At 72.9% G+C, this 19,098-nt stretch carries 15 protein-coding genes; 8 read left to right on the top strand and 7 right to left on the bottom strand.

Annotated elements, in window-relative coordinates; genetic code table 11:
- Window positions 1–417 precede the first annotated feature (417 nt).
- Window positions 418–1,806: a PAS domain-containing protein gene (locus SPRI_RS20875; protein WP_053557170.1), complete on the top strand. Its 1,389-nt coding sequence runs from the start codon at window positions 418–420 to the stop codon at window positions 1,804–1,806.
- Between the two features lie 185 nt (window positions 1,807–1,991).
- Here SPRI_RS20875 and SPRI_RS20880 read toward each other — a convergent pair whose 3' ends face one another.
- Window positions 1,992–2,747, bottom strand: a complete 756-nt coding sequence (locus SPRI_RS20880; protein ID WP_005316067.1) for an SIS domain-containing protein — start codon at window positions 2,745–2,747, stop codon at window positions 1,992–1,994.
- Between the two features lie 188 nt (window positions 2,748–2,935).
- Between SPRI_RS20880 and SPRI_RS20885 the strand changes: the two genes are divergently transcribed.
- The 3 genes from SPRI_RS20885 to SPRI_RS39875 all read left to right on the top strand — a co-directional run bounded on the left by SPRI_RS20885 (window position 2,936) and on the right by SPRI_RS39875 (window position 6,115).
- The gene (locus SPRI_RS20885) at window positions 2,936–3,628 is read left to right on the top strand and encodes a metal-dependent transcriptional regulator (RefSeq protein WP_005316070.1); all 693 of its coding nucleotides are present in this window, start codon (window positions 2,936–2,938) and stop codon (window positions 3,626–3,628) included.
- A gap of 829 nt (window positions 3,629–4,457) precedes the next feature.
- On the top strand, window positions 4,458–5,321 hold the full coding sequence (locus tag SPRI_RS20890; protein WP_037774396.1) for an alpha/beta fold hydrolase: 864 nt from the start codon (window positions 4,458–4,460) through the stop codon (window positions 5,319–5,321).
- Window positions 5,318–6,115: a hypothetical protein gene (locus SPRI_RS39875; protein ID WP_310650506.1), complete on the top strand. Its 798-nt coding sequence runs from the start codon at window positions 5,318–5,320 to the stop codon at window positions 6,113–6,115. The genes SPRI_RS20890 and SPRI_RS39875 overlap by 4 nt, the downstream gene beginning before the upstream one ends.
- On the opposite strand, the gene SPRI_RS38525 is transcribed toward SPRI_RS39875, so the two are convergent.
- The 4 genes from SPRI_RS38525 to SPRI_RS20915 all read right to left on the bottom strand — a co-directional run bounded on the left by SPRI_RS38525 (window position 6,108) and on the right by SPRI_RS20915 (window position 11,004).
- A complete protein-coding gene (locus SPRI_RS38525) occupies window positions 6,108–6,734 on the bottom strand; it encodes a hypothetical protein (protein ID WP_159039482.1) in 627 nt (208 codons plus the stop codon). The genes SPRI_RS39875 and SPRI_RS38525 overlap by 8 nt on opposite strands.
- 975 nt (window positions 6,735–7,709) lie before the next feature.
- Window positions 7,710–9,311 carry a hypothetical protein gene (locus tag SPRI_RS20905; protein ID WP_037774398.1) on the bottom strand — a complete coding sequence of 534 codons (1,602 nt, stop codon included), beginning with the start codon at window positions 9,309–9,311 and terminating at the stop codon, window positions 7,710–7,712.
- Window positions 9,308–10,120, bottom strand: a complete 813-nt coding sequence (locus tag SPRI_RS20910; RefSeq protein ID WP_053557171.1) for an ABC transporter ATP-binding protein — start codon at window positions 10,118–10,120, stop codon at window positions 9,308–9,310. Before SPRI_RS20910 ends, SPRI_RS20905 begins: the two co-directional genes overlap by 4 nt.
- Before the next feature lie 218 nt (window positions 10,121–10,338).
- Window positions 10,339–11,004 carry a bifunctional DNA primase/polymerase gene (locus SPRI_RS20915; RefSeq protein ID WP_053557172.1) on the bottom strand — a complete coding sequence of 222 codons (666 nt, stop codon included), beginning with the start codon at window positions 11,002–11,004 and terminating at the stop codon, window positions 10,339–10,341.
- A 283-nt stretch (window positions 11,005–11,287) separates the two neighbouring features.
- On the opposite strand from SPRI_RS20915, the gene SPRI_RS20920 reads away from it, so the two are divergent.
- Both SPRI_RS20920 and SPRI_RS20925 read left to right on the top strand, forming a co-directional pair.
- The gene (locus SPRI_RS20920; RefSeq protein ID WP_005316092.1) at window positions 11,288–12,673 is read left to right on the top strand and encodes a hypothetical protein; all 1,386 of its coding nucleotides are present in this window, start codon (window positions 11,288–11,290) and stop codon (window positions 12,671–12,673) included.
- A 176-nt stretch (window positions 12,674–12,849) separates the two neighbouring features.
- Window positions 12,850–14,814, top strand: a complete 1,965-nt coding sequence (locus SPRI_RS20925; protein ID WP_053557173.1) for a hypothetical protein — start codon at window positions 12,850–12,852, stop codon at window positions 14,812–14,814.
- Window positions 14,815–14,896: 82 nt separating this feature from the next.
- Here the strand turns inward: SPRI_RS20925 and SPRI_RS20930 are convergent, their stop codons facing one another.
- Entirely contained in the window at window positions 14,897–16,204 is a 1,308-nt protein-coding gene (locus SPRI_RS20930) for an ABC transporter substrate-binding protein (protein WP_005316095.1), read from the bottom strand.
- A 172-nt stretch (window positions 16,205–16,376) separates the two neighbouring features.
- Here SPRI_RS20930 and SPRI_RS20935 point away from each other — a divergent pair, with 172 nt between their 5' ends.
- Together SPRI_RS20935 and purU are read left to right on the top strand one after the other, a co-directional pair.
- A complete protein-coding gene (locus SPRI_RS20935) occupies window positions 16,377–16,823 on the top strand; it encodes an SCO4402 family protein (protein WP_005316098.1) in 447 nt (148 codons plus the stop codon).
- A 45-nt stretch (window positions 16,824–16,868) separates the two neighbouring features.
- Window positions 16,869–17,720: a formyltetrahydrofolate deformylase gene (gene purU / locus SPRI_RS20940; RefSeq protein ID WP_037774403.1), complete on the top strand. Its 852-nt coding sequence runs from the start codon at window positions 16,869–16,871 to the stop codon at window positions 17,718–17,720.
- Window positions 17,721–17,817: 97 nt separating this feature from the next.
- On the opposite strand, the gene SPRI_RS20945 is transcribed toward purU, so the two are convergent.
- Window positions 17,818–19,098: an extracellular solute-binding protein gene (locus SPRI_RS20945; RefSeq protein ID WP_037774405.1), complete on the bottom strand. Its 1,281-nt coding sequence runs from the start codon at window positions 19,096–19,098 to the stop codon at window positions 17,818–17,820.

The following is a 19,098-nucleotide window of genomic DNA, read 5'->3' on the forward strand; positions in this document are numbered from 1 at the left end:
TGGGGCTGGTCACTCCGCACGGGCAACATCGATGGGTGCTGGGAGCGAGTGACCTCACGAGTCCGAAAACACCTCGAAGCTAGTCCGGTGTCACCGGCGAAGGCCGGGAAAAGCACCTGCATCGCACAAATGTGTGACCCCTGGGGCTGTGGCCTTGGGACGGGGGTCCCGCGTGGTAGGAGCCCGGAGGCTGCCTCTTACCGCTGGCGCGCGCAACAAAGAGCTCGCGCCGCACGGCTCCCGGGCGGTGCGGCAGTCGGCGCAGCAGATCCGCGGAAAGTGCGGGGCTGCGACACAGACCCGGCGGTCGACGCCGGGGCGATTTCCGCCGAACCGTATGTGTTGTGCGTCACGTTGAAGTTGAATGGTCGTGTCGGGCATCAGCGCACGTGGACACGTCCTGCAGGGGGTCCCGGGATGAGTGCTTCCAGGAGTGAGATCACCGACGCGCCCGGTGCCGGCGGGCGCGAGCCGGGGCCGCCGGGGGCGGATCTGCTCGCGGCGCTGCTCGACGGCATGGACGCCGCGCTCTGCGCCTTCGACGCCGCGGGGGTCGTGACGCACTGGAACCGCGAGGCGGAGCGGATACTCGGCTGGTCGGCGCGGGAGGCGGTCGGGCGGCGGGGCTTCGCCGGGTGGGCCGTGCGCAGCGCGGACGCGGCCGAGGTGCAGGGGCGGTTGATGGCCGCGATGGACGCGCCGGGCCGGCAGGTGCACGAGTTCGCGCTGCTGCGCAAGGACGGCGGGCGGGTGCTCGTACGGACACAGTCCGCGCGGGTGCTGGGCGCGGACGGCAAGCCTGCCGGGGTCTACTGCGCCTTCAGCGAGGTGCACACGCAGATCGACCTGGAGCGGTCCATCGCGCTGAGCGAGGCGCTCTTCGACGAGGCGTCGTGGGGTGTCGTGCTGGTCGACGTGGATCTGCGTCCCGCCGTCGTCAACGGCGAGGCGGCCCGTGCGCTCGGGGCGGGCCGTACGTCCGCGCTCGGCCGGCCGCTCGGCGAGTTGCTGGAGCAGGGCGTGGAGGAGCTGGAGGGCGCGCTGCAGCACGTGCTGGCGGAGGGTGCGCCGCGGGGGCTCGTGGACCTGTGGGTGTCCGTCGCGCCGGCGGAGGGGCGTGAGCAACGGCGTTGCTGGCGCAGCGGGTTCGTGCGGCTGGCCTCCCCGCTGGCGGAGGAGCCGGTTCCGCTCGGGGTGGGGTGGCTGTTCCACGATGTGACGGACGCCAAGCTGGCGGAGCAGGAGGCGAACCGGCTGCGGTTCAGGTCGAGTCAGCTGCACCGGGCGGGGCGTGCGGCCTCGGAGTGCGAGGACCCGCTGGAGGCGGCGACCGCGTATCTCGACTTCGCGTTGGCGGGATTCGCCGATCACGCGCTGCTCGACGTGGCCGAGGGCGACGGCGAGGGCGGTGGCGGTACGGAGGGCGGCGGGGAACGTCTGGTGCGGGCCGTCGCGTCACCGGCCGGCGCGCCCGGCCCGGCCGCGGGCGTGGCGGGCGGTGGGCTTCCGGTGCGGTACGCGCCCGGGCACCCGGCGCTGCAGGCCGTGGAGCGGCTCGGCTCGGTGCGGGCGAGTGCCGGCGCGGAGGGCACGCCCGGGGAGTGGGCGGAGCGCCGGCAGTGGCCGAAGGAAGCGGCGCACGCCCTGTGCACGGTGCTGCGCAGCCGTGGCCGGACACTCGGCGTGCTGACCTTCCTGCGCGGCGCGGCCCGTCCGGCGTTCGAGCGTCCGGACGCCGTGTACGCGGAGAGCGTCGCGGTGCTCACCGCCTCGGCACTGGACCTGGCGCAGTCGACGGGCGACTGATGCCGGCGCACCGGGGCGCCGGCGGCGCGCTCGCCTGCGCGGCGGGCGGCCCCGGTCCCGGCTCGGTGCCGGTGACAGACCCGGCCGGCGCCCCCGGCCCGGCTCAGTGCCGTGGAAGATCCGGCGGCCACCCGGCCCGGGAGGGAGTGCCGGTGGGAGCCGCGGCCGGCGGACCCGCCCCGGGCTCAGTGCCGGTAGAAGATGCGGTCGCGGTACTCGCTCATCACGCGGCCGTTCCACTCGTGCCCGCCGTCGACGTTGCCCGAGCGCAGCAGCGGCGGCTCGATGCCCCGCTCGGCGAGCTGCTCCGCCGCGGCGGCCATCGTCGCCTGCATCAGTGCGCTGGTGACGACGGTCGAGGCGGGGGCGAACGGCGCTTCGATGCTCTCGTGGGTCAGCTCGGCGTCGCCGACGGCGATGTGGGAGTCGAGCACGATGTCGCAGTGGTCCTTGAGGAACGTGCCGGAGGCGTGGCGGGACTTCGTCTCCGTGGCGTAGGCGACCGAGGTCACGCCGATGACCGTGAGGCCGAGGGCGCGGGCGTTCATGGCCATCTCGACGGGCAGTGCGTTGCGGCCCGAGAGGGAGATGATCACGAGGAGGTCGCCGGCCTGTGCCGGGCTGGAGTCGAGCACCGCGGCCGCGAGGCCGTCGACGCGTTCGAGCGCGGAGCCGAGCGTGGCCGGTACGACGTCGACGCCGACGACGCCGGGGACGGCGAGCAGGTTCATCACGGCGAGGCCGCCGGCCCGGTAGACGACGTCCTGCGCGGCGAGAGAGGAGTGGCCGGCGCCGAACGCGAAGAGCCGGCCGCCCGCTTCGACGGTGTCGGCGACGGCCTTGCCCGCGGCCGCGATGCTCCGGGACTCCTCGTCCCGCACCTGCTGAAGCAGACCGATCGCGGCGTCGAAGAACTGACCGGCCAGCTTGCTCTCGCTCATCGCCGAGCCCTTTCCGCAGGGGTGGGGGAATACCGGTGGTACCCGTGTCGCGGATCACGTTGCGGTCCGGACCATTCCCCTGTCAATACGGCCCGGGCCCGGGGCGGCACGGTTGTCGGCGGGATGCGCAAGAATTGACCTGGGGCCAGCGAACGACTGATTTCAAGTCACAGCATCGAGGGGCACGTATGTCCGGACTGATCGACACGACGGAGATGTATCTCCGCACCATCCTCGAGCTCGAGGAGGAAGGTGTGGTGCCCATGCGGGCCCGTATCGCGGAGCGGCTCGACCAGAGCGGTCCGACGGTCAGCCAGACCGTGGCGCGCATGGAGCGCGACGGTCTGGTGACGGTGGCCGGCGACCGGCATCTGGAACTGACCGGCGAAGGCCGGCAGCTGGCCACACGCGTGATGCGCAAGCACCGGCTCGCCGAGTGTCTGCTCGTCGACGTGATCGGGCTGGAGTGGGAGCAGGTCCACGCGGAGGCCTGCCGCTGGGAGCACGTGATGAGCGAGGCGGTGGAGCGGCGGGTGCTGGAGCTGCTGCGTCACCCGACGGAGTCGCCGTACGGGAATCCGATCCCGGGGCTCGAGGAGCTGGGGGAGAAGGCGGAGGCCGACCCGTTCCTGGACGACAGCATGGTCTCCCTGGCCGAGCTGGACCCGGGCGCGGACGGCAAGACGGTGGTCGTGCGGCGGATCGGTGAGCCGATCCAGACCGACGCCCAGCTGATGTACACGCTGCGGCGTGCGGGCGTGCAGCCCGGTTCCGTGGTGAGCGTGACCGAGTCGGCGGGCGGTGTGCTCGTGGGCAGCAGCGGTGAGGCGGCGGAGCTGGACGCGGAGGTGGCGTCGCACGTGTTCGTCGCGAAGCGCTGACGGCTGCGCCGAGGTCGGTGCCGGCTGTGTGCGGCACACCTGTGCCGACACACGTTTGCCGACACCTGTGGTGATGACCACGCGGGCGTCTGTGCGAATGTCCGCACAGACGCCCGCGTCGGCGTCTCGCGGCGCCGGCGTGCTGTGACCCCGGCGTCCTGCGGCGCCGGCGTGCTGCGGCGCCGGCGTGCTGTGACTCCGGCGTCCTGCGGCGCCGGCGCCGCGGTGCGCGCCCGCCTCGAGGTGCGGCTGCTGCGTCCGGACCGGTCCCGTCGCCTCGCCGGAGGGGGCGGGGCCGGTCCGTTTTTTCACATGGATGAAACCGTTTTCCGTCCGGAATGGCAGCGGCCGGGGGAATCGCGTGCCACTCTGAGGCGGAGGCATATGACCACGGCCGGGGGGTGGGGACCCCCACCGAGGGCAGGGGAGGGATCCGGTGATGCGCCCGTCGTACGCCCCGCGCGTGAACCGGCGCGGACGCCCGCGCGGGCTTCCGGGCGCCTCCCTGCGCTGCCGCTTCTGCGGGGACCCACTGACAGGAAGGGGTCCCGGCGCCCGAGGGCGCCGGGACCTGTCCTCCCCTGTGCTGACCCGGAGCCCCGAGCTCCCAGGGTCAATCCCCACGGACCGTTTTTCCCCGAGCGGTCCGCCTCCCGCAGAAGATCTCCCCTCGGCAGCGCGAGTCAATCCCGGTATGTGGTCACTCGAACGAGCGGTGTTGCGTGGCAGAACCGCGTTTTCGAATACAAGTTCGATACTCTGACGGAGTTCCACACGGGGCTCACACGAGCCAGTCCTACTCGGGGGAGAGAAGGGGGTGCCAGGGCCGATGGTGCGGCGCATCGACGTGACCGGAGCAGGTGGCGTACGCCTGGCTGCCTGGGAGTTCGCGGACCCGCCCAAGGGCCGCGCGGAAGGGGACACCACCCCGGGGGTCTTATTGCTCCACGGCCTGATGGGCCGGGCATCGCACTGGGCCTCGACGGCCCGGTGGCTCTCCGAGCGGCACCGCGCGGTCGCACTCGACCAGCGGGGCCACGGCCGCAGTGACAAGCCCGCGGAAGGGCCGTACACCCGCGACGCGTACGTGGCCGACGCCGAGGCCGCGATCGAACAGCTCGGTCTCGCGCCCGTGACCCTGATCGGTCACGCGATGGGCGCACTCACCGCCTGGCAGCTCGCGGCCAAGCGCCCGGACCTGGTCCGGGCCCTGATCATCTGCGACATGCGGGCCTCCGCGCTCGGCGCCGCGTCGCAGCGCGAGTGGGAGGAGTGGTTCCGCTCCTGGCCCGTCCCGTTCGCGACCCTGGCGGACGTCCGCAAGTGGTTCGGTGAGGACGACCCCCGGGTCGAGCGGCCGAACCCGGCCCGCGGCGAGTTCTTCGCGGAGGTCATGGCGGAGCGGGCCGACGGCTGGCGCCCGGTGTTCTCCCGCCGGCAGATGCTCACGTCACGCGAGACGTGGGTCCACGACGCCCACTGGGAGGAGCTGGCCCAGGTCCGCTGCCCCACGCTGGTGGTCCGCGGACTCGACGGCGAACTGGGCCGCGCGGAGGCCCAGGAGATGGTCCGCGTGCTGCCCCGAGGCCAGTACGGCGAGGTGTCCGACGCGGGCCACCTGGTCCACTACGACTGCCCCTCCGGCTGGCGGACGGCGATCGAGCCTTTCCTGGACGGGGTCCTGACGCCGTGACAGCCCTCGGTCCGCCCGCGGCGCCCCTGCCCACCGGTCCGGCGGAGCTCCAGATCGCCGACGTCCTGGCCGTGGACGAACACGGCGCCGTGTGCGTCGTGCGCTGCGTGGCCGGCGTCGCCCGGCTCGGGCAGACGTACGAGAGCGGGCGCCTGGTCCTCGATGCGATGGACCGGTACGGCCGGCCGGTGGACCGGGTGGATCCGCCGCACAGCGCGAGGGTGCGCCTCTCCGGCGCGGACGCGGCCCGGCTCCGCGCACGCACGGTCCTCTCCACGGACGGGCCCCGCCGCTTCGGGTACGTGGGCCCGCGCGAGATCTGGCATGCGGCGGAGGACGCCCCGGAGGGCCGGGTCGTCCGCGGCGCCGACGACTTCCGGGAGTGGGCCGCGGACCGGGAGCCCGAGGAGTGGGCGGAACCGTTCACGTACGTCGTCGACGAGGACGGATTCCTCCGGCTGGCCGCCCGGCGCAGCGAGCACGTCGCCTGTGCCGGGCGGGCCGGTGTCCGTGCGGCCGGGGAGATCGCCTTCGGGCGGGACGGAGACGGCTGGGAGGTGGTCGAGGTCAGCAACCAGTCCACGGGCTACTGCCCCGACCCCGACTGCTGGCCGTCCGTCGCCGCCGCCCTCGACCGGGCCGGGATCCCGCGACCGGCGCGGTTCACGCACGAGATCGTCTTCCGCCGCTGCACGGGCTGCGCGGAGCTCAACATCGTGCGGGAGGAGCACTACGTGTGCGCGTTCTGCGGGGAGGACCTGCCGGGGGCGGCGCGCCTGCGTGACGTCAGCTGAGCGGCTTGCGGACCTGCTCACGGACCTGGGTCGTCATCTCGGCCGCTGCCTCGAGGTCGATGTCCTGCGGGGACTTCGTCGAGGTGGCGGCCGTGACCACGGTCACCGACGCGCTGGTGTTCTCGTCGGCCCAGGCGCAGATGGGCAACGAGGCGGTTCCGCCGCCGTCCTGAGCCATCGTCACGACCTGGCAGGTGACGGTGACATCGGAGCCGGCCGGGGTGACGTCCTTCGCCGGGACGGCGAGCGTGGCGCCGTCCGCCGTGGCCGCGCCGTCGAGCATCTTCTCGCGGGCCGTGTCCGGGTTCCTGATCCGGCCGTGCATACCGGACAGCACCAGGACCCCGCCCTCCGACGCGGACGTGTACTGGGCCACCGTGGCCTGCGGGTCGCGGATGTCGGTCTCGTCGACCGGTGACGACTCGAGCTCCTTCTGCCGCTGGGCGGACTGGTCGTCGGCGAGCTCGTACTTCCCGTCGAGCAGCGTCCGAGGTGCGGTCAGCCGGTATTCGGCGGCCGGGTACGCGGCGCCGCCGCCCCCGCCGCCCGGCCGCAGGACATCGGCCGCGAACCAGCCGAAGGCGAGGAGTCCGATGATCGACGCCATCACGATGACCACGTTCCGGGCGGTGTGGTCCTTCTTCGGCGGCTGTACCGGCGGGGCGTACGGGTAGGGCGAGGGCGCGCCCCATCCGCCCGCGGGCGGGTACGGCTGCCCGCCGTACCCGGGCTGCGGGGGTACGGGCGGGGCTGCGTGTCCCGGGTAAGGCGGCTGCGGCTGCGGCGGCCCGCCGTATGGATTCGGCTGCTGCCCGTACGGATTCTGCGGCGTCGACATGACCATGACGCTACGTCATTGTCGCCGGCCCGGTTTCCCCACCAGGCACCGCACCCGCGCCATTCGGCCACCTCGCGCAAGGCCGCGTCGTCGCTGCTCCGTTCACTTCGCGTGCCCCGCAACCGAATTGCCGTGTCGGTCGGCACTCTGCGGCGGGGGAGCGGCACTCACCCGGGCTCGGCAGCGGAATTGATTCAATGATGAACAGGCGATCCATCTCACATCGTGCTCACGATCCTGGCCGGCGACGCACGAGCCCGTACGGTCACCTCCGACCCGCCTGGGCAGGCGTCCGAGCAGGGAACTCGCATGCGTCGGAGACTGCTTCGGTGTTCTGTCGGCCTTCATGGTGAGCGGATGTACCGGGAATTGGGGCCTGGAATCCCTCGCTGACGGCATTCGAACGGAATCGCCGCTGACGAGCGGGAAGTCGTAGCCGCTGGGAATGGCCTGCACGGGAAGGGAAGGGCCGAACTGTCGGTTCACATCGAAGGCGAACCGGTTGTCCGGAGTTTCGAGTGTGACGGCACCGCGGTTCATCAGCGGATCACGAAGGCGCCGAGCAGACTGAAGGGCGATGTCGGCGGCGCACCGGGATCCTCCGGGACGGTCGCCCGGCGTATCGGCGGGACCGGCATGTGAGCGAGCAGCACCGCACGGACCGACGGCCGCCGTCCCGTCCCCCGACAGGGGGTGGGACGGCGGCCGTTCACCGTTGGACGCCCCTGGGCCGCGGGCACGCCACGGCCGGGCGCGTCAGCCCTTGCTGACAGCCGTGAGGATCTCCGGCAGTCGCCGCGCCGTCTGCGGTGCCGCCACACGGACGCCCGCCCAGGTGATGAGCGCCCCGTACACGGCGCCCACCGGCAGTACCGTCCACTGGGGCTCGTCGCCGGAGCCGGCGGAGGCGTTCAGCCAGATCGTGAGGACGATCAGCGGCGCGCACAGCAGCGCCGCCATGACCACTCCACCGAAGATGGAGAGCCACGCCAGCCCGCCCTGGCCCGGGGCCACGTTCTTGTAGGCGCTGTCCTGCGGGATCGAGTACGGGAAACGGGCCGAGGACAGTGCGCCCGTCGCCAGCATCGCGCCGAGCAGGGCGAAGGACAGGCCGAGCGCCTCCGGCAGGTCGTGCCACTCCCCGAGCGCCACCGCCGTGAGCACCACGACGAGCACCGTGTACGGGAGGGTGACGACGAGCAGCGCCAGCGTCCGGGCGCGCAGCTCCTCGTACGCGTCGCGCGTGGAGGAGATGGTCAGCGCCACCATCCAGAACGCCGAGGTGTCCTGGCCGAACTGGTTGTACATCATGATGCCGAGCATCCACGCGGCGAAGCACGCGAAGTAGATCGAGCCGGTGCCCTGAAGGGCGTTGAAGATGGGCACGATCAGACCGATGGCCAGCGACGACACCCAGGCGCCCTTGGTCTTCGGGTCACGCCAGATGTACTTGAGGCTGCGCTGCATCACCGTGCCGGTGCGGCCCTCGGGCAGCAGCCGGTGCAGACCGGACGTGGAGCCCTTGCGGGTCGGCTCGGAGGCCGCGGCCAGCGTGGAGCCGTCCGGGGCGGTCATCAGCTTCGTCAGGCTGTGCCGCCACGTCCGCAGCAGCAGGACGAGCGCCACCCCGGACAGGGCGAGCTGGGCGAGTGCCTGGCCGTACGCGCCGTCGCTCGCGGAGTCCACCGCGCCGATCGCGGACGCCGGCGGCACCCACCGTACGATCGCCGCCGCCGGGTCCAGCGCCGCGAGGCCGCCCGCGTCACCGAGACGCTGCACGCCGAAGTTCACGAACTGGATGCCCACCGCGATCAACAGGCCGCTGAGGACCGCCAGGTCGCGTCCCTTGCGGGAGGTGAGCAGCCGGATGTTCGCCGCCGCGACCGTGCGGGCCAGCGCCAGGCAGACCAGCAGGGCGAGCGGGACGGCGACGAGGGACACCAGTGCCGCGAGAACGCCGTGGGACAGCGCGAACGCCGAACCCACGACCATGCAGAGCGTGAACAGCGGGCCGATGCCCATCAGGGACGCGACGAGCAGCGCGGTCACCAGCGGCCCCGGGCGGAGCGGCAGCATCACCAGGCGCGTCGGGTCCAGCGTCTCGTCGCCGCTCGGGAAGAACAGCGGCAGCACCGCCCAGCCGAGCGCCAGCAGGCCCGTCAGCAGGACGACGAGCGACATGGCGTGATCGTTGCCGCGCAGCATGATCAGGCCCAGCAACTGGACGGCGGCGAGCAGCAGCACGAGGACCATCGAGACGACGAACGCGGTCCTGCGTCCCGACGACTGGCGCAGTCCGTTGCGCAGCAGCGACAGCTTCAGGCGTACGAAGACGGAGGTCAGGGACGCCGTACTCACCGCGCACCGCCGCCGAGCCAGTCCAGCGACTCGCCGTTGTCCCTGCCCTGCGCACCGACCAGTTCGAGGAAGGCGGCCTGCAAGGACGGAGCGTCCCCGCGCACCTCGGCCAGCGGGCCCTGCGCGCGGATCGAGCCGGCGGCCATGACGGCCACCCAGTCGCACAGCGACTCGACCAGCTCCATCACATGGCTGGAGAAGACGACGGTGGCACCGGAGGCGGTGTACCGCTCGAGCACCCCGCGGATGGTCTGCGCGGACACCGGGTCGACCCCCTCGAACGGCTCGTCGAGGAAGAGCACTTCGGGGTTGTGCAGCAGCGCCGCCGCCAGGCCGATCTTCTTGCGCATGCCGGTGGAGTAGTCGACGATCAGTTTGTGCTGGGCGCCCGCCAGGTCCAGCACGTCCAGCAGCTGGCCCGCGCGCTTGTCGACCTCGTCGCCCGGCAGGCCGCGCAACCGGCCGTTGTAGGCGAGCAGTTCGCGCCCGGACAGCCGCTCGAACAGCCGCAGGCCCTCCGGCAGGACGCCGATGCGCGACTTGACCTCGACCGGGTCGCGCCAGACGTCGTGGCCGGCGACCCGGACCCTGCCCTGGTCCGGGCGGAGCAGGCCGGTGACCATCGACAGGGTCGTGGTCTTGCCCGCGCCGTTCGGCCCGACCAGGCCGATGAAGCTGCCGGCCGGCAGGGTCAGATCGATCCCCGCGACGGCGATCTGCTCGCCGAACCGCTTCCACAGACCTTCGACGTGCACGGCGGGAGGTGCCGTCCGCACCTCGCCCGCCCCCTCAACTGCCTGGTCCGGCATGTTTTCCGCGCCTTTCGGAGTCCCCGTAGGTGCCTTGCGGCACAGGTGTACGGGTCCACCCTACGGACGGCCGGACGCGCGGCGGATGCCCTTTCCCCGGCGCACCCGCCGTCCCTGGCGCGTTCGCCGGCTCTGGGCGTCCCGGCCGTCTTCGGAGCGCGTGCGCCGCCCCGGCGTCCCGGCCGCCGCGGGGCGTTCGCGGTTCCCCGGCGTCCCGGCTACCCCTGGCGCACCCGCGCCGACGCCGCTTCCCTGGCGCAGGCGTACGCGAGCGGGCTGATGAGCTCCTCGGCGTCCGGGAGCCAGCGGTTGGCCGGGGTGGGGCGGCGGGCCCACTGGACCGCGCCGTGTCCGCCGATACGGGTGGGCGGGGCCGCGACGTAGTGGCCCTCGCCACGGGTGACCAGGTCGAGGGAGCTGGGGACCCAGCCCAGGTTCCTGATCAGCTCGGGGGCCTTGAGCGCCGCGCCCGGCAGCACGAAGAACAGCATCCGGCGGTCGGGGGTGCAGGTAACGGGGCCGAGGGGAAGATCCATCCGCTCCATGCGCGCGAGCGCCAGGAAGCCGGCCGACTCGGAGACCTCGAGGGCGTCGAAGGTGCGGCCGGTGGGCAGCAGGATCGAGGCCGTCGGCTGTTTGGTCCACATGCGGCGCGCGGCGGTGGCGCTGCCGGTCGCCTGGTTCGCCCAGTCCGGGCGGCCGGCGTGGGCGCCGGGGAGCGGGCAGCGCAGTTCGCCGCACGAACAGCGTTGCCCCCCTTCGACGGCCTCCAGCCAGGTGCCGGGGAACACGTCCCAGTGCCTCTCTTCCGCGTACCGCACAGCGCTGTCCAGCAGTTGCGCGCCTCGCTGCTGGGGGATCCGGGCGGCTTCCGTGACTGCCATGGTCTCTTCCACGTCACACTCAACTACCGCCGCAACGGCGGGTTACGGGGCGTGATGCGGTGGGCGGTGGAGCATCGATCCTGCACGTGGGGCGCACGGGTGCACTACCGGGGGCGCGCACGGGCCGGGTGCCCTACGGGCGGGTAGGAGTGCGGGGCGCGTACGGCGGCCGGTGGCGGCCGGGCCGCGGCACGGCAAAAGCGAACCAACCCGACCAACCCTGCATTCTCCGTATATCAGCCGGGCATTGATCAACTCATTGATCAACATCAGGGGGTAGTTCATGGCAGCCAGGCCTCTCCTCGTCCGTCAGCCGAACGAACGGCTGCAGGCGCTCATCCAGGAAGCCGGATGCTCGAACGCCGGGCTGGCCCGGCGTGTCAACATGGTCGGCGCCGAGCGGGGCCTCGACCTGCGCTACGACAAGACGTCCGTCGCCCGGTGGCTGCGCGGCCAGCAGCCGCGCGGCCGGGCGCCGGGCATCATCGCGGAGGCGCTCGGCCGCAAGCTCGGCCGCACGGTCACGATCGACGAGATCGGCATGGCCAACGGCAAGAACCTCGCCACGGGCGTCGGCCTGCAGTTCGCGCCGACGGTGGTCGGGGCGATCGAGCAGGTCTGTGAACTGTGGCGGAGCGACGTGGGCCGCCGGGACTTCCTGTCGGGCTCGGCGGTCGCCGCGTCCGCGCTCGTGGAGCCGAGCCGCGACTGGCTGATCACCGGGGCGGACACCCAGGTGGCCCGCACCGCCGGGGCGCGGGTCGGGCAGCCGGACGTCGACGCGGTCCGGGCGATGACGGCCGCGCTGACGGAGATGGACCACCGCTTCGGCAGCGGCCATGTGCGGCCGGTCGTCGTGCACTATCTGAACAGCGTGGTCTCCGGGATGCTGTCCGGCTCCTACCGGGAGGCGGTCGGCCGGGACCTGTTCGCCGCCGCGGCGCGGCTGACGGAGCTCGCCGGCTACATGGCCGTGGACACCGGTCAGCCGGGGCTCGCCCAGCGGTACTACATCCAGGCCCTGCGCCTGGCGCAGGCCGCCGGTGACCGGGCGTACGGCGGCTATGTGCTCGCCGCCTCGATGAGCCACCTGGCGGCCGAGCTGGGCAACCCGCGTGAGATCGCCCAGCTCGCGCGTGCGGCGCAAGAGGGGGCGCGGGGGCGGGTCACGCCGCGGGTGCAGGCCATGTTCCACGCGGCGGAAGCACGCGGGCACGCCCTCCTCGGGGACGCCCGCACGTGCCACGAGGCGGCCGGCCGGGCGCTCGCCGCGCTGGAGCGGACCGAGCCGGACACGGGCGACGACCCGGACTGGATCGCCCACTTCGACGGCGCGTACCTGGCGGACGAACTGGCGCACTGCTACCGCGACCTCGGCGAGGCGCGGACCGCGGCGCGGTACGCGTCGCAGGCACTGGAGGGCCACCCCGAGTCGCGGGCCCGCCGCCGGGCGATCGGCCTGGTCCTGCTGGCCTCGGCGCAGGTGCAGCAGCGCGAGGTGGAACAGGCCTGCTACACGGGCACGCGGGCGGTGGAGCTGCTGGACACGCTGCGCTCCAGCAGGGGCGCGGAGTATCTGGACGACCTCCAGTCGAGGCTGGAGCCGTACGCGGAGGAGCCGTCGGTGAGGGAGTTCGCCACCCGGCTGGAACTGCGCGCCGCGGCCTGAGGCGGAGCGGGGTGCGGGAGGCCCCTGTGGCGGGTGTGACACAAGGGCTTACTGCCGCGCGTGGAAGGCGAGTTGTGTCCGCATCTTGTCACCGCACCGGCACGTGTGTGCGGACCACTCCGGGCACCCGGTAGCGTGAGCCGACGATCGCAGTAGGTCCACACGTAGGAGTCCCGGTGACGCACAGCGGACAGGGTGACGAGCAGCGGCTACCCGCCGCGCGGCCCGCGCACGAAGGCGTCGTGCTGCCCGCCGACGGCAGTGAGCCCCTCATACCGGGCGCGGCAGGCGCGCAGACGACTCCGGCGGGTGGGCAGCCGTGGGGCGAGCCGTGGGGCCCGCAGCAGTCGGCGCCCGCGCCCGCGCCGGGAGCCGCGTACGGATACCCGGGCCCGCCGCCCGGCGGCGACGCGTCCCAGGGGTACGGCTACCCGGCCCCCGCACAGCCCGCCGGCTACGGCTACCCGGCCGCCCCGCCGCAGCCGGGCGGCTACGGCTACCCCGGCGGTCCCGCGCAGGGCGCCCCGCAGGGTTACCCCGGCGCCCCCGCCCAGCAGGGCGGCTACGGAGCGCCCGCTCAGCAGGGCGGCTACGGGACCCCTGGTACCGCACCGCAGCAGACGAACGCGCACCACGGGCCGGGCGCCCACGCCGCCCCGCCGGCCGGCCCGGCGCCCACCGGGCACGACCCGTACGCGGCGCAGGGCGGGCACCCCGGGCAGGCGCCGTACGGCGCGCAGGTCCCCGCGGTGCCGCAGCCGGGTGTGCACCGGCAGCCGCTCCCGCCGCAGGACGCCCCGGCGCAGTCCTCCGCCCCTCAGGGACCGGACGCCTACGGCGCGTACCCCGAGGCACCTCGAGGCGCCGGCCAGGCCGGGTTCGGCGGACCCGGCGCCCCCGCCGCCCAGGCCGGGTTCGGCGCCCCCGCTCCGCAGCCCTACCAGGCGCCCCAGGGCCCGGGCCCGCAGGCGCCGGCCCCCCACGATCCGTACGGGCAGGGGAGTTCGCCGCAGGCGGCCGGGCCGGACGCCCCGGGCGGCTTCCCGCAGGCGGCTCCGGCGCACGCCGCCGGGGGCGACTCGGACGCCACTCAGTACATCGCGCCCGTCGCGCCCGGCGCCCTGCCGCCCGAGATGCCCGCGGAGTCGACCACGTTCCTCGGCACGGGGCCCCTGGCCTCCGGCGCCGCGCAGGGCGGCACTGCGCAGGGGGCCGGCCAGGTCTCCGATTCCGACGCCACCCAGTACATCGCCCCGGTGCCCGGCGGGGCCGCGCCGCCCGCTCCCGCCGGCGCGCCGTTCGGCATCCGCCCCGGCGCCCCCGGGGACCGGCAGCCGCCCGCCGAGTTCGACAGCCTCTTCCGTTCGGAGGGGCAGGCTCCTGAAACGGCCGACGCCACCCAGCAGATGCCCCGTTTCGAGCAGCCGCCCGGCCACGGTCATCCGCAGGCCCGCCGGCCGGCGCCCCGGCACGAGCCGTACCACGACCCGGAGCCCGAGCCGCGCCGCCGGTCCCTGGCGCCGGTGGTCGCCGCGCTCGTCGTCGGCTGCGCCGTCCTCGGACTCGGCGTCGGCGCCGTGATGTTCAGCGGCGGGGACGAGCCGAAGGACCCGGGCCCGGACAAGAACGTCGCGGCCGACGCCCCGGCGCCCAGCGAAGCGAGCCCCACCACGCAGGCCGCCGACCCCGCGGAGCCGCAGGCCAAGGAGCTCGACAAGCTCCTCGCGGACAGCAACAACAGCCGTGACGCGGTCATCCGTTCCGTGGAGAACATCAAGGTCTGCAAGAACCTGGACCAGGCCACAGCCGACCTGAAGGGCGCGGCGCAGCAGCGCCGCAGCCTGGTGACGCGGCTGGGCACCCTGTCCGTCGACAAGCTGCCGCGCAACGCGGAGCTGACCGCCTCGCTGACCAAGGCGTGGCAGGCGTCGGCCTCCGCCGACGACCACTACGCGGCCTGGGCGCAGCAGGTCAAGGGCAAGAAGGGCTGCAAGGACGGCAAGGCCCGGGTGACCAGCAGGACCGCCCAGGGCAACGCGGCGAGCGGAGAGGCGACGAAGGCGAAGAACGAGGCCTCGACGCTGTGGAACTCGATCGCCCGCACCTACGGCCTGACCGAGCGCCGCAGCAGCCAGCTCTGACGGCAAGGCCCCCGGCCGGATCCCGTGGTCAGAGCGGCCCGGGGGCCTCGGCCGGGTGGGCCGGAACTTCGTCGGGGACGTCCTACGAGGCGTCCATCAGGGTCCGGCCCACGTCCACGAAGTCCTTCCGCTGCGTCACCAGCCGTCCTTCGCTCACCACTTGGAACGTCACGCTGCTGTTGACGATCCGCGGGTAGCGGGAAGCGCCGAGCATGTCCTCGTAGCTCCAGCGCAGGGCCGGTGTCAGGCCGTCGGTCGAGACCTCCACACCCTGGTCGAGGGCGTGGGAGATCTTGCCGGGGGTGATCCGGTCGCTGTCGATCGAGCTGACGACCTTGTTCAGGACGTTGTACGCGATCCAGGTGGTCTGCACGCCCGCGTCGGCCGGGTCGATCCTGTTGTCGCCGAACGCGTGGGTCCTGACGACGTCGCGCATCCGGTCCCAGCGGGCGTCGCTCGCGTCGGGGTACCAGCCGGTGATGTAGGCGCCCTCGTAAGGGCCGTTGCGGCCGCCGGTGCGGTCGATGAGGGGCTGGCCGACGCTGCCCATCACGGACGAGATCCTGACCTGCCGTCCGTCCTCGGGCAGCCGCCGGTAGGAGTCGAAGAAGGTTTCCGTGCGTTCGCCGAGGGCGGCCGTGACGCAGCCGGGCCGCTCGCCGTCGGACGCGGTCCAGACCGGCTCCGCCGCCTGCCTGCGCGCCCGCCGCGCCTCGTCGGAGTAGTCGGTGGCGTCGTCGGCGGCCAGGATGTCCGCCGACTCCCCGGCCTTGCCGCGGGCCAGGCCCGCGTTGAGCAGGTCGGGCAGGTCGTCACCGGCGAGGCTGTCCGGACGTACGAGCGCGACCTTGTCGCAGACGTCCGCGAGCTGCTGGCCGTTGCCGGCGAGCAGGGCGGCCTGTCCGCCGTTGACAGGGTAGGACAGATAACTGGTGAACTCCTCGTCGGAGACGCCGAATCCGCCGATGAAGGGGATGCCCGCGGCCTCCAGGGGAGCCATGAAGGCGTCGCCGTACTGGCTGTAGGAGCCGACCACCGCGGCCGCGCCCTCCTTGACGGCGCGCCGGGCGCAGGTGGCCGCGCCCTGGGGGGTGTTCTGCTCGTTGCAGGTGATGACACGCAGCTCATGGCCGTCGATGCCGCCCTGCGCCGCGGCCCAGCGGGCATAGGCCTTCGCCATGGCGGGCATGCCGGGCATATTGGTCGCTTTGGTGTCTTCCGGGGCGAAGGTCATGACGGTGACGGGCTCCCTGGAGCCCCCCGGATCTCCAGGGAGTACGCCACAGCCGACGATGAGCGACGCCCCGGTCGCCACCACCGCCGTACACGCGGCACGGACTGAGAAGGTCTTGGAGGGGCGAGGGGAGGAGGGACGACGCCTACCGGTCATGACTGTGCACGCTTCCGGTTCCAGGTAACGGCACAGTGAGCATGGCTCAACGAAGGGTGACGTCCAGGTGAATTGCAGGGGTGCGTCCGGGCTGCCGGAAAGGGAACGTACGATCGAAGGCGTGCAGCAAGGTTCGGTCAACCCTTCCCGTCGCGGCCGTCGCTCCTCCACCATGGGCGGCATGCCGCTCAACGACATGCCCTGGTGGCGCTGGCGCAGCAACGTGCGCTCGGCGCTGCACATGCTTTCCGACCCCGTCTTCCATCAGGAGTGCTGGCTGGCGGGGCGCGAGGGATACGGCGACGTCACCGACGCCGTCTACCGTCTGGTCGAGGACACGTGGCTCGACAACTGGTCCGCGGAGAAGTACGTCGGGACGATCTTCCGTGACTCCGGCGAGGCCGCGCTCGTCGACGTCGCCGTGCTGCGGGTGCTGCGGATCATGCACCAGGTCGGCGCCGACGCCCCGGTGTCCGCGTACATGGAGCACCACGGCTGGCCGGAGGCCGTGCGGGCGGCGCGTGACGCGCACGTCCGGATGGCCACCAGCGACGGGGAGGACCCCGACACCCCGCCGCGCTCCCTCGAGGTGCTGCGGATCATGACACGGTCCGCCTGACGGACGTGTTCCTGGCCGGGCGGCCGGATGTGGGAGGCTACAAGGATGACCGACCAGTACGTCCTGACGCTCTCCTGTCCTGACAAACAGGGCATCGTGCACGCCGTCTCGAGCTACCTGTTCATCACCGGCTGCAACATCGAGGACAGCCGGCAGTTCGGTGACCGGGACACTGGTCTGTTCTTCATGCGGGTGCACTTCTCCGCCGAGACCCCGGTGACGGTCGACAAGCTGCGCGCCAGCTTCGCCGCCGTCGGTGACGCCTTCCAGATGGACTGGCAGATCCATCTCGCCGACGAGCGGATGCGGATCGTGCTGATGGTCAGCAAGTTCGGGCACTGCCTGAACGACCTGCTGTTCCGTTCCCGTACCGGCGCCCTGCCCGTCGAGATCGCGGCCGTCGTCTCCAACCACACCGACTTCGCCGAGCTCGTCGCCTCCTACGACATCCCGTTCCATCACATTCCGGTCACCAAGGACAACAAGGCCGCCGCCGAGGCGCAGCTGCTGGACCTGGTGCACGCCGAGCAGGTGGAGCTCGTCGTCCTCGCCCGCTACATGCAGGTGCTCTCCGACGACCTCTGCAAGCAGCTCAGCGGCCGGATCATCAACATCCACCACTCCTTCCTGCCGAGCTTCAAGGGCGCCAAGCCCTACCACCAGGCGCACGCCCGCGGTGTGAAGCTCATCGGCGCGACCGCCCACTACGTGACGGCCGACCTCGACGAGGGCCCGATCATCGAGCAGGAGGTCGAACGCGTCGGCCACGAGGTCACTCCCGAGCAGCTGGTCGCGGTCGGCCGCGACGTGGAGTGCCAGGCGCTGGCCCGCGCGGTGAAGTGGCACGCGGAGCACCGCATCCTGCTCAACGGCCGCCGCACCGTCGTCTTCGCCTGACGGCCCCGCCGGGATCGCGCGCCCCGGCCCGCGCTTCCGGGGCCCACCGGTGCGCCGGCGCCCGGCCGTACGGGCCGCAGGTGTTCGGCGGCGGGCCCTACCCGGCGACGGCCGGGGTGCCGCACAGGTCGTCCAGGACGAACGCCTTCTCCTTGTCCTGCAGCAGACGCTCCGCCTCCAGCTGCTTCAGCAGCCGGTCCAGCAGCGCCGGGTCGTCCGGGCGGACGGCGAACTCCAGCACGGCCCGGTAGAAGGCGTCGCGCAAGGTCGGCGGCATCGCGTCCGAGGCGTCGAAACAGATCCGGCCCGCCGAGCGGAACAGCTCCTGGACGTCCTTGGTGGCCGACGGTCCCGTGGCGGCCGTCGTGCCGCCGGGGAAGAACGGCCGCTCGCCGGGCATGGCCTCGGCCGCCCAGCTGTCCCGGGCCTTCTTGGAGGTGAGCCGGTCGAGCAGGTCCCAGGCGGCCGCACTGCTCCTGAACACCGCGGCCATGTCGCCCGACACCTCGAAGGCGTTCTCGTCGTCCTCGTCCTCCTTCGCGGCCGGCGGCCTGTCCAGATGGTCTGCCGTCGGCCGGGGCCGCACGTCGTCGCCGTAGTGCCTGCGGATGAACGAGCCCTGGTGCTCATGGGTGCAGTCGCCGCGGTTCAGGAGTCCGTAGCGGTCGCCGCCGAGCTTCTCGAAGTCGTTCAGCCACCGGGCGTCGGGGGCGCGTCCGCCCGCGGTGAGTATCCGCGCCCACTCCTCCCAGACCGGACGGGTCTCCTCCCAGGGCTTCCTGCCCGTGGCCCATTCCTCGTACTCCGCCGAGCCCTCGCGCTGAAGCATCAGGTCCTCGATCCAGTCGGTGCCCGGCCAGCCGGAGGTGGCGCCCGAGCCGAGTCCCACGCACCACACGGGGGCGGAGTCCGCCGCCTCGTTCCTGCTCCACACCAGCGACTTGAGGTCCACCCGGATGGGAGCCCAGTACGCGCGGGTCCGCGCCTCCCCGGCCGCGTCCTCGACCGTGACGGCGGGCGCCCACGGAGTGACGGCGGCCCCGGCCACACGCTCCGGAAGCGGACGGAGATCACCCGCCCTGGCGTACTCGGCCAGCTCACCGGGGCTGTTGAGGATCGCCATGTCCGGCGGCGCGCCGGCCTGGAGCTGGGCGACGAGGGTCTCGCGCAGCGAGCGGGTGCCCTTGTAGACGTAGCGGTGCCCGGTCTGCTTCTCGATGCTCCGCAGCGCTTCGACGAACGGCTTCTCCTCGCCGTCGGCCCACGGGCCCAGCACGACCAGCGTGCGTTCCTCCGGCGGGCCGCCGCCGCACCCGGCCGTGGCCACGGCGAGCAGCACACCCGCCAGCAGCGTTCTCAGGCCCCTGCGTCTGCTCAT

It is taken from the genome of Streptomyces pristinaespiralis (genome assembly GCF_001278075.1).
In the GTDB taxonomy this organism is placed as follows: Bacteria; Actinomycetota; Actinomycetes; order Streptomycetales; family Streptomycetaceae; genus Streptomyces; species Streptomyces pristinaespiralis.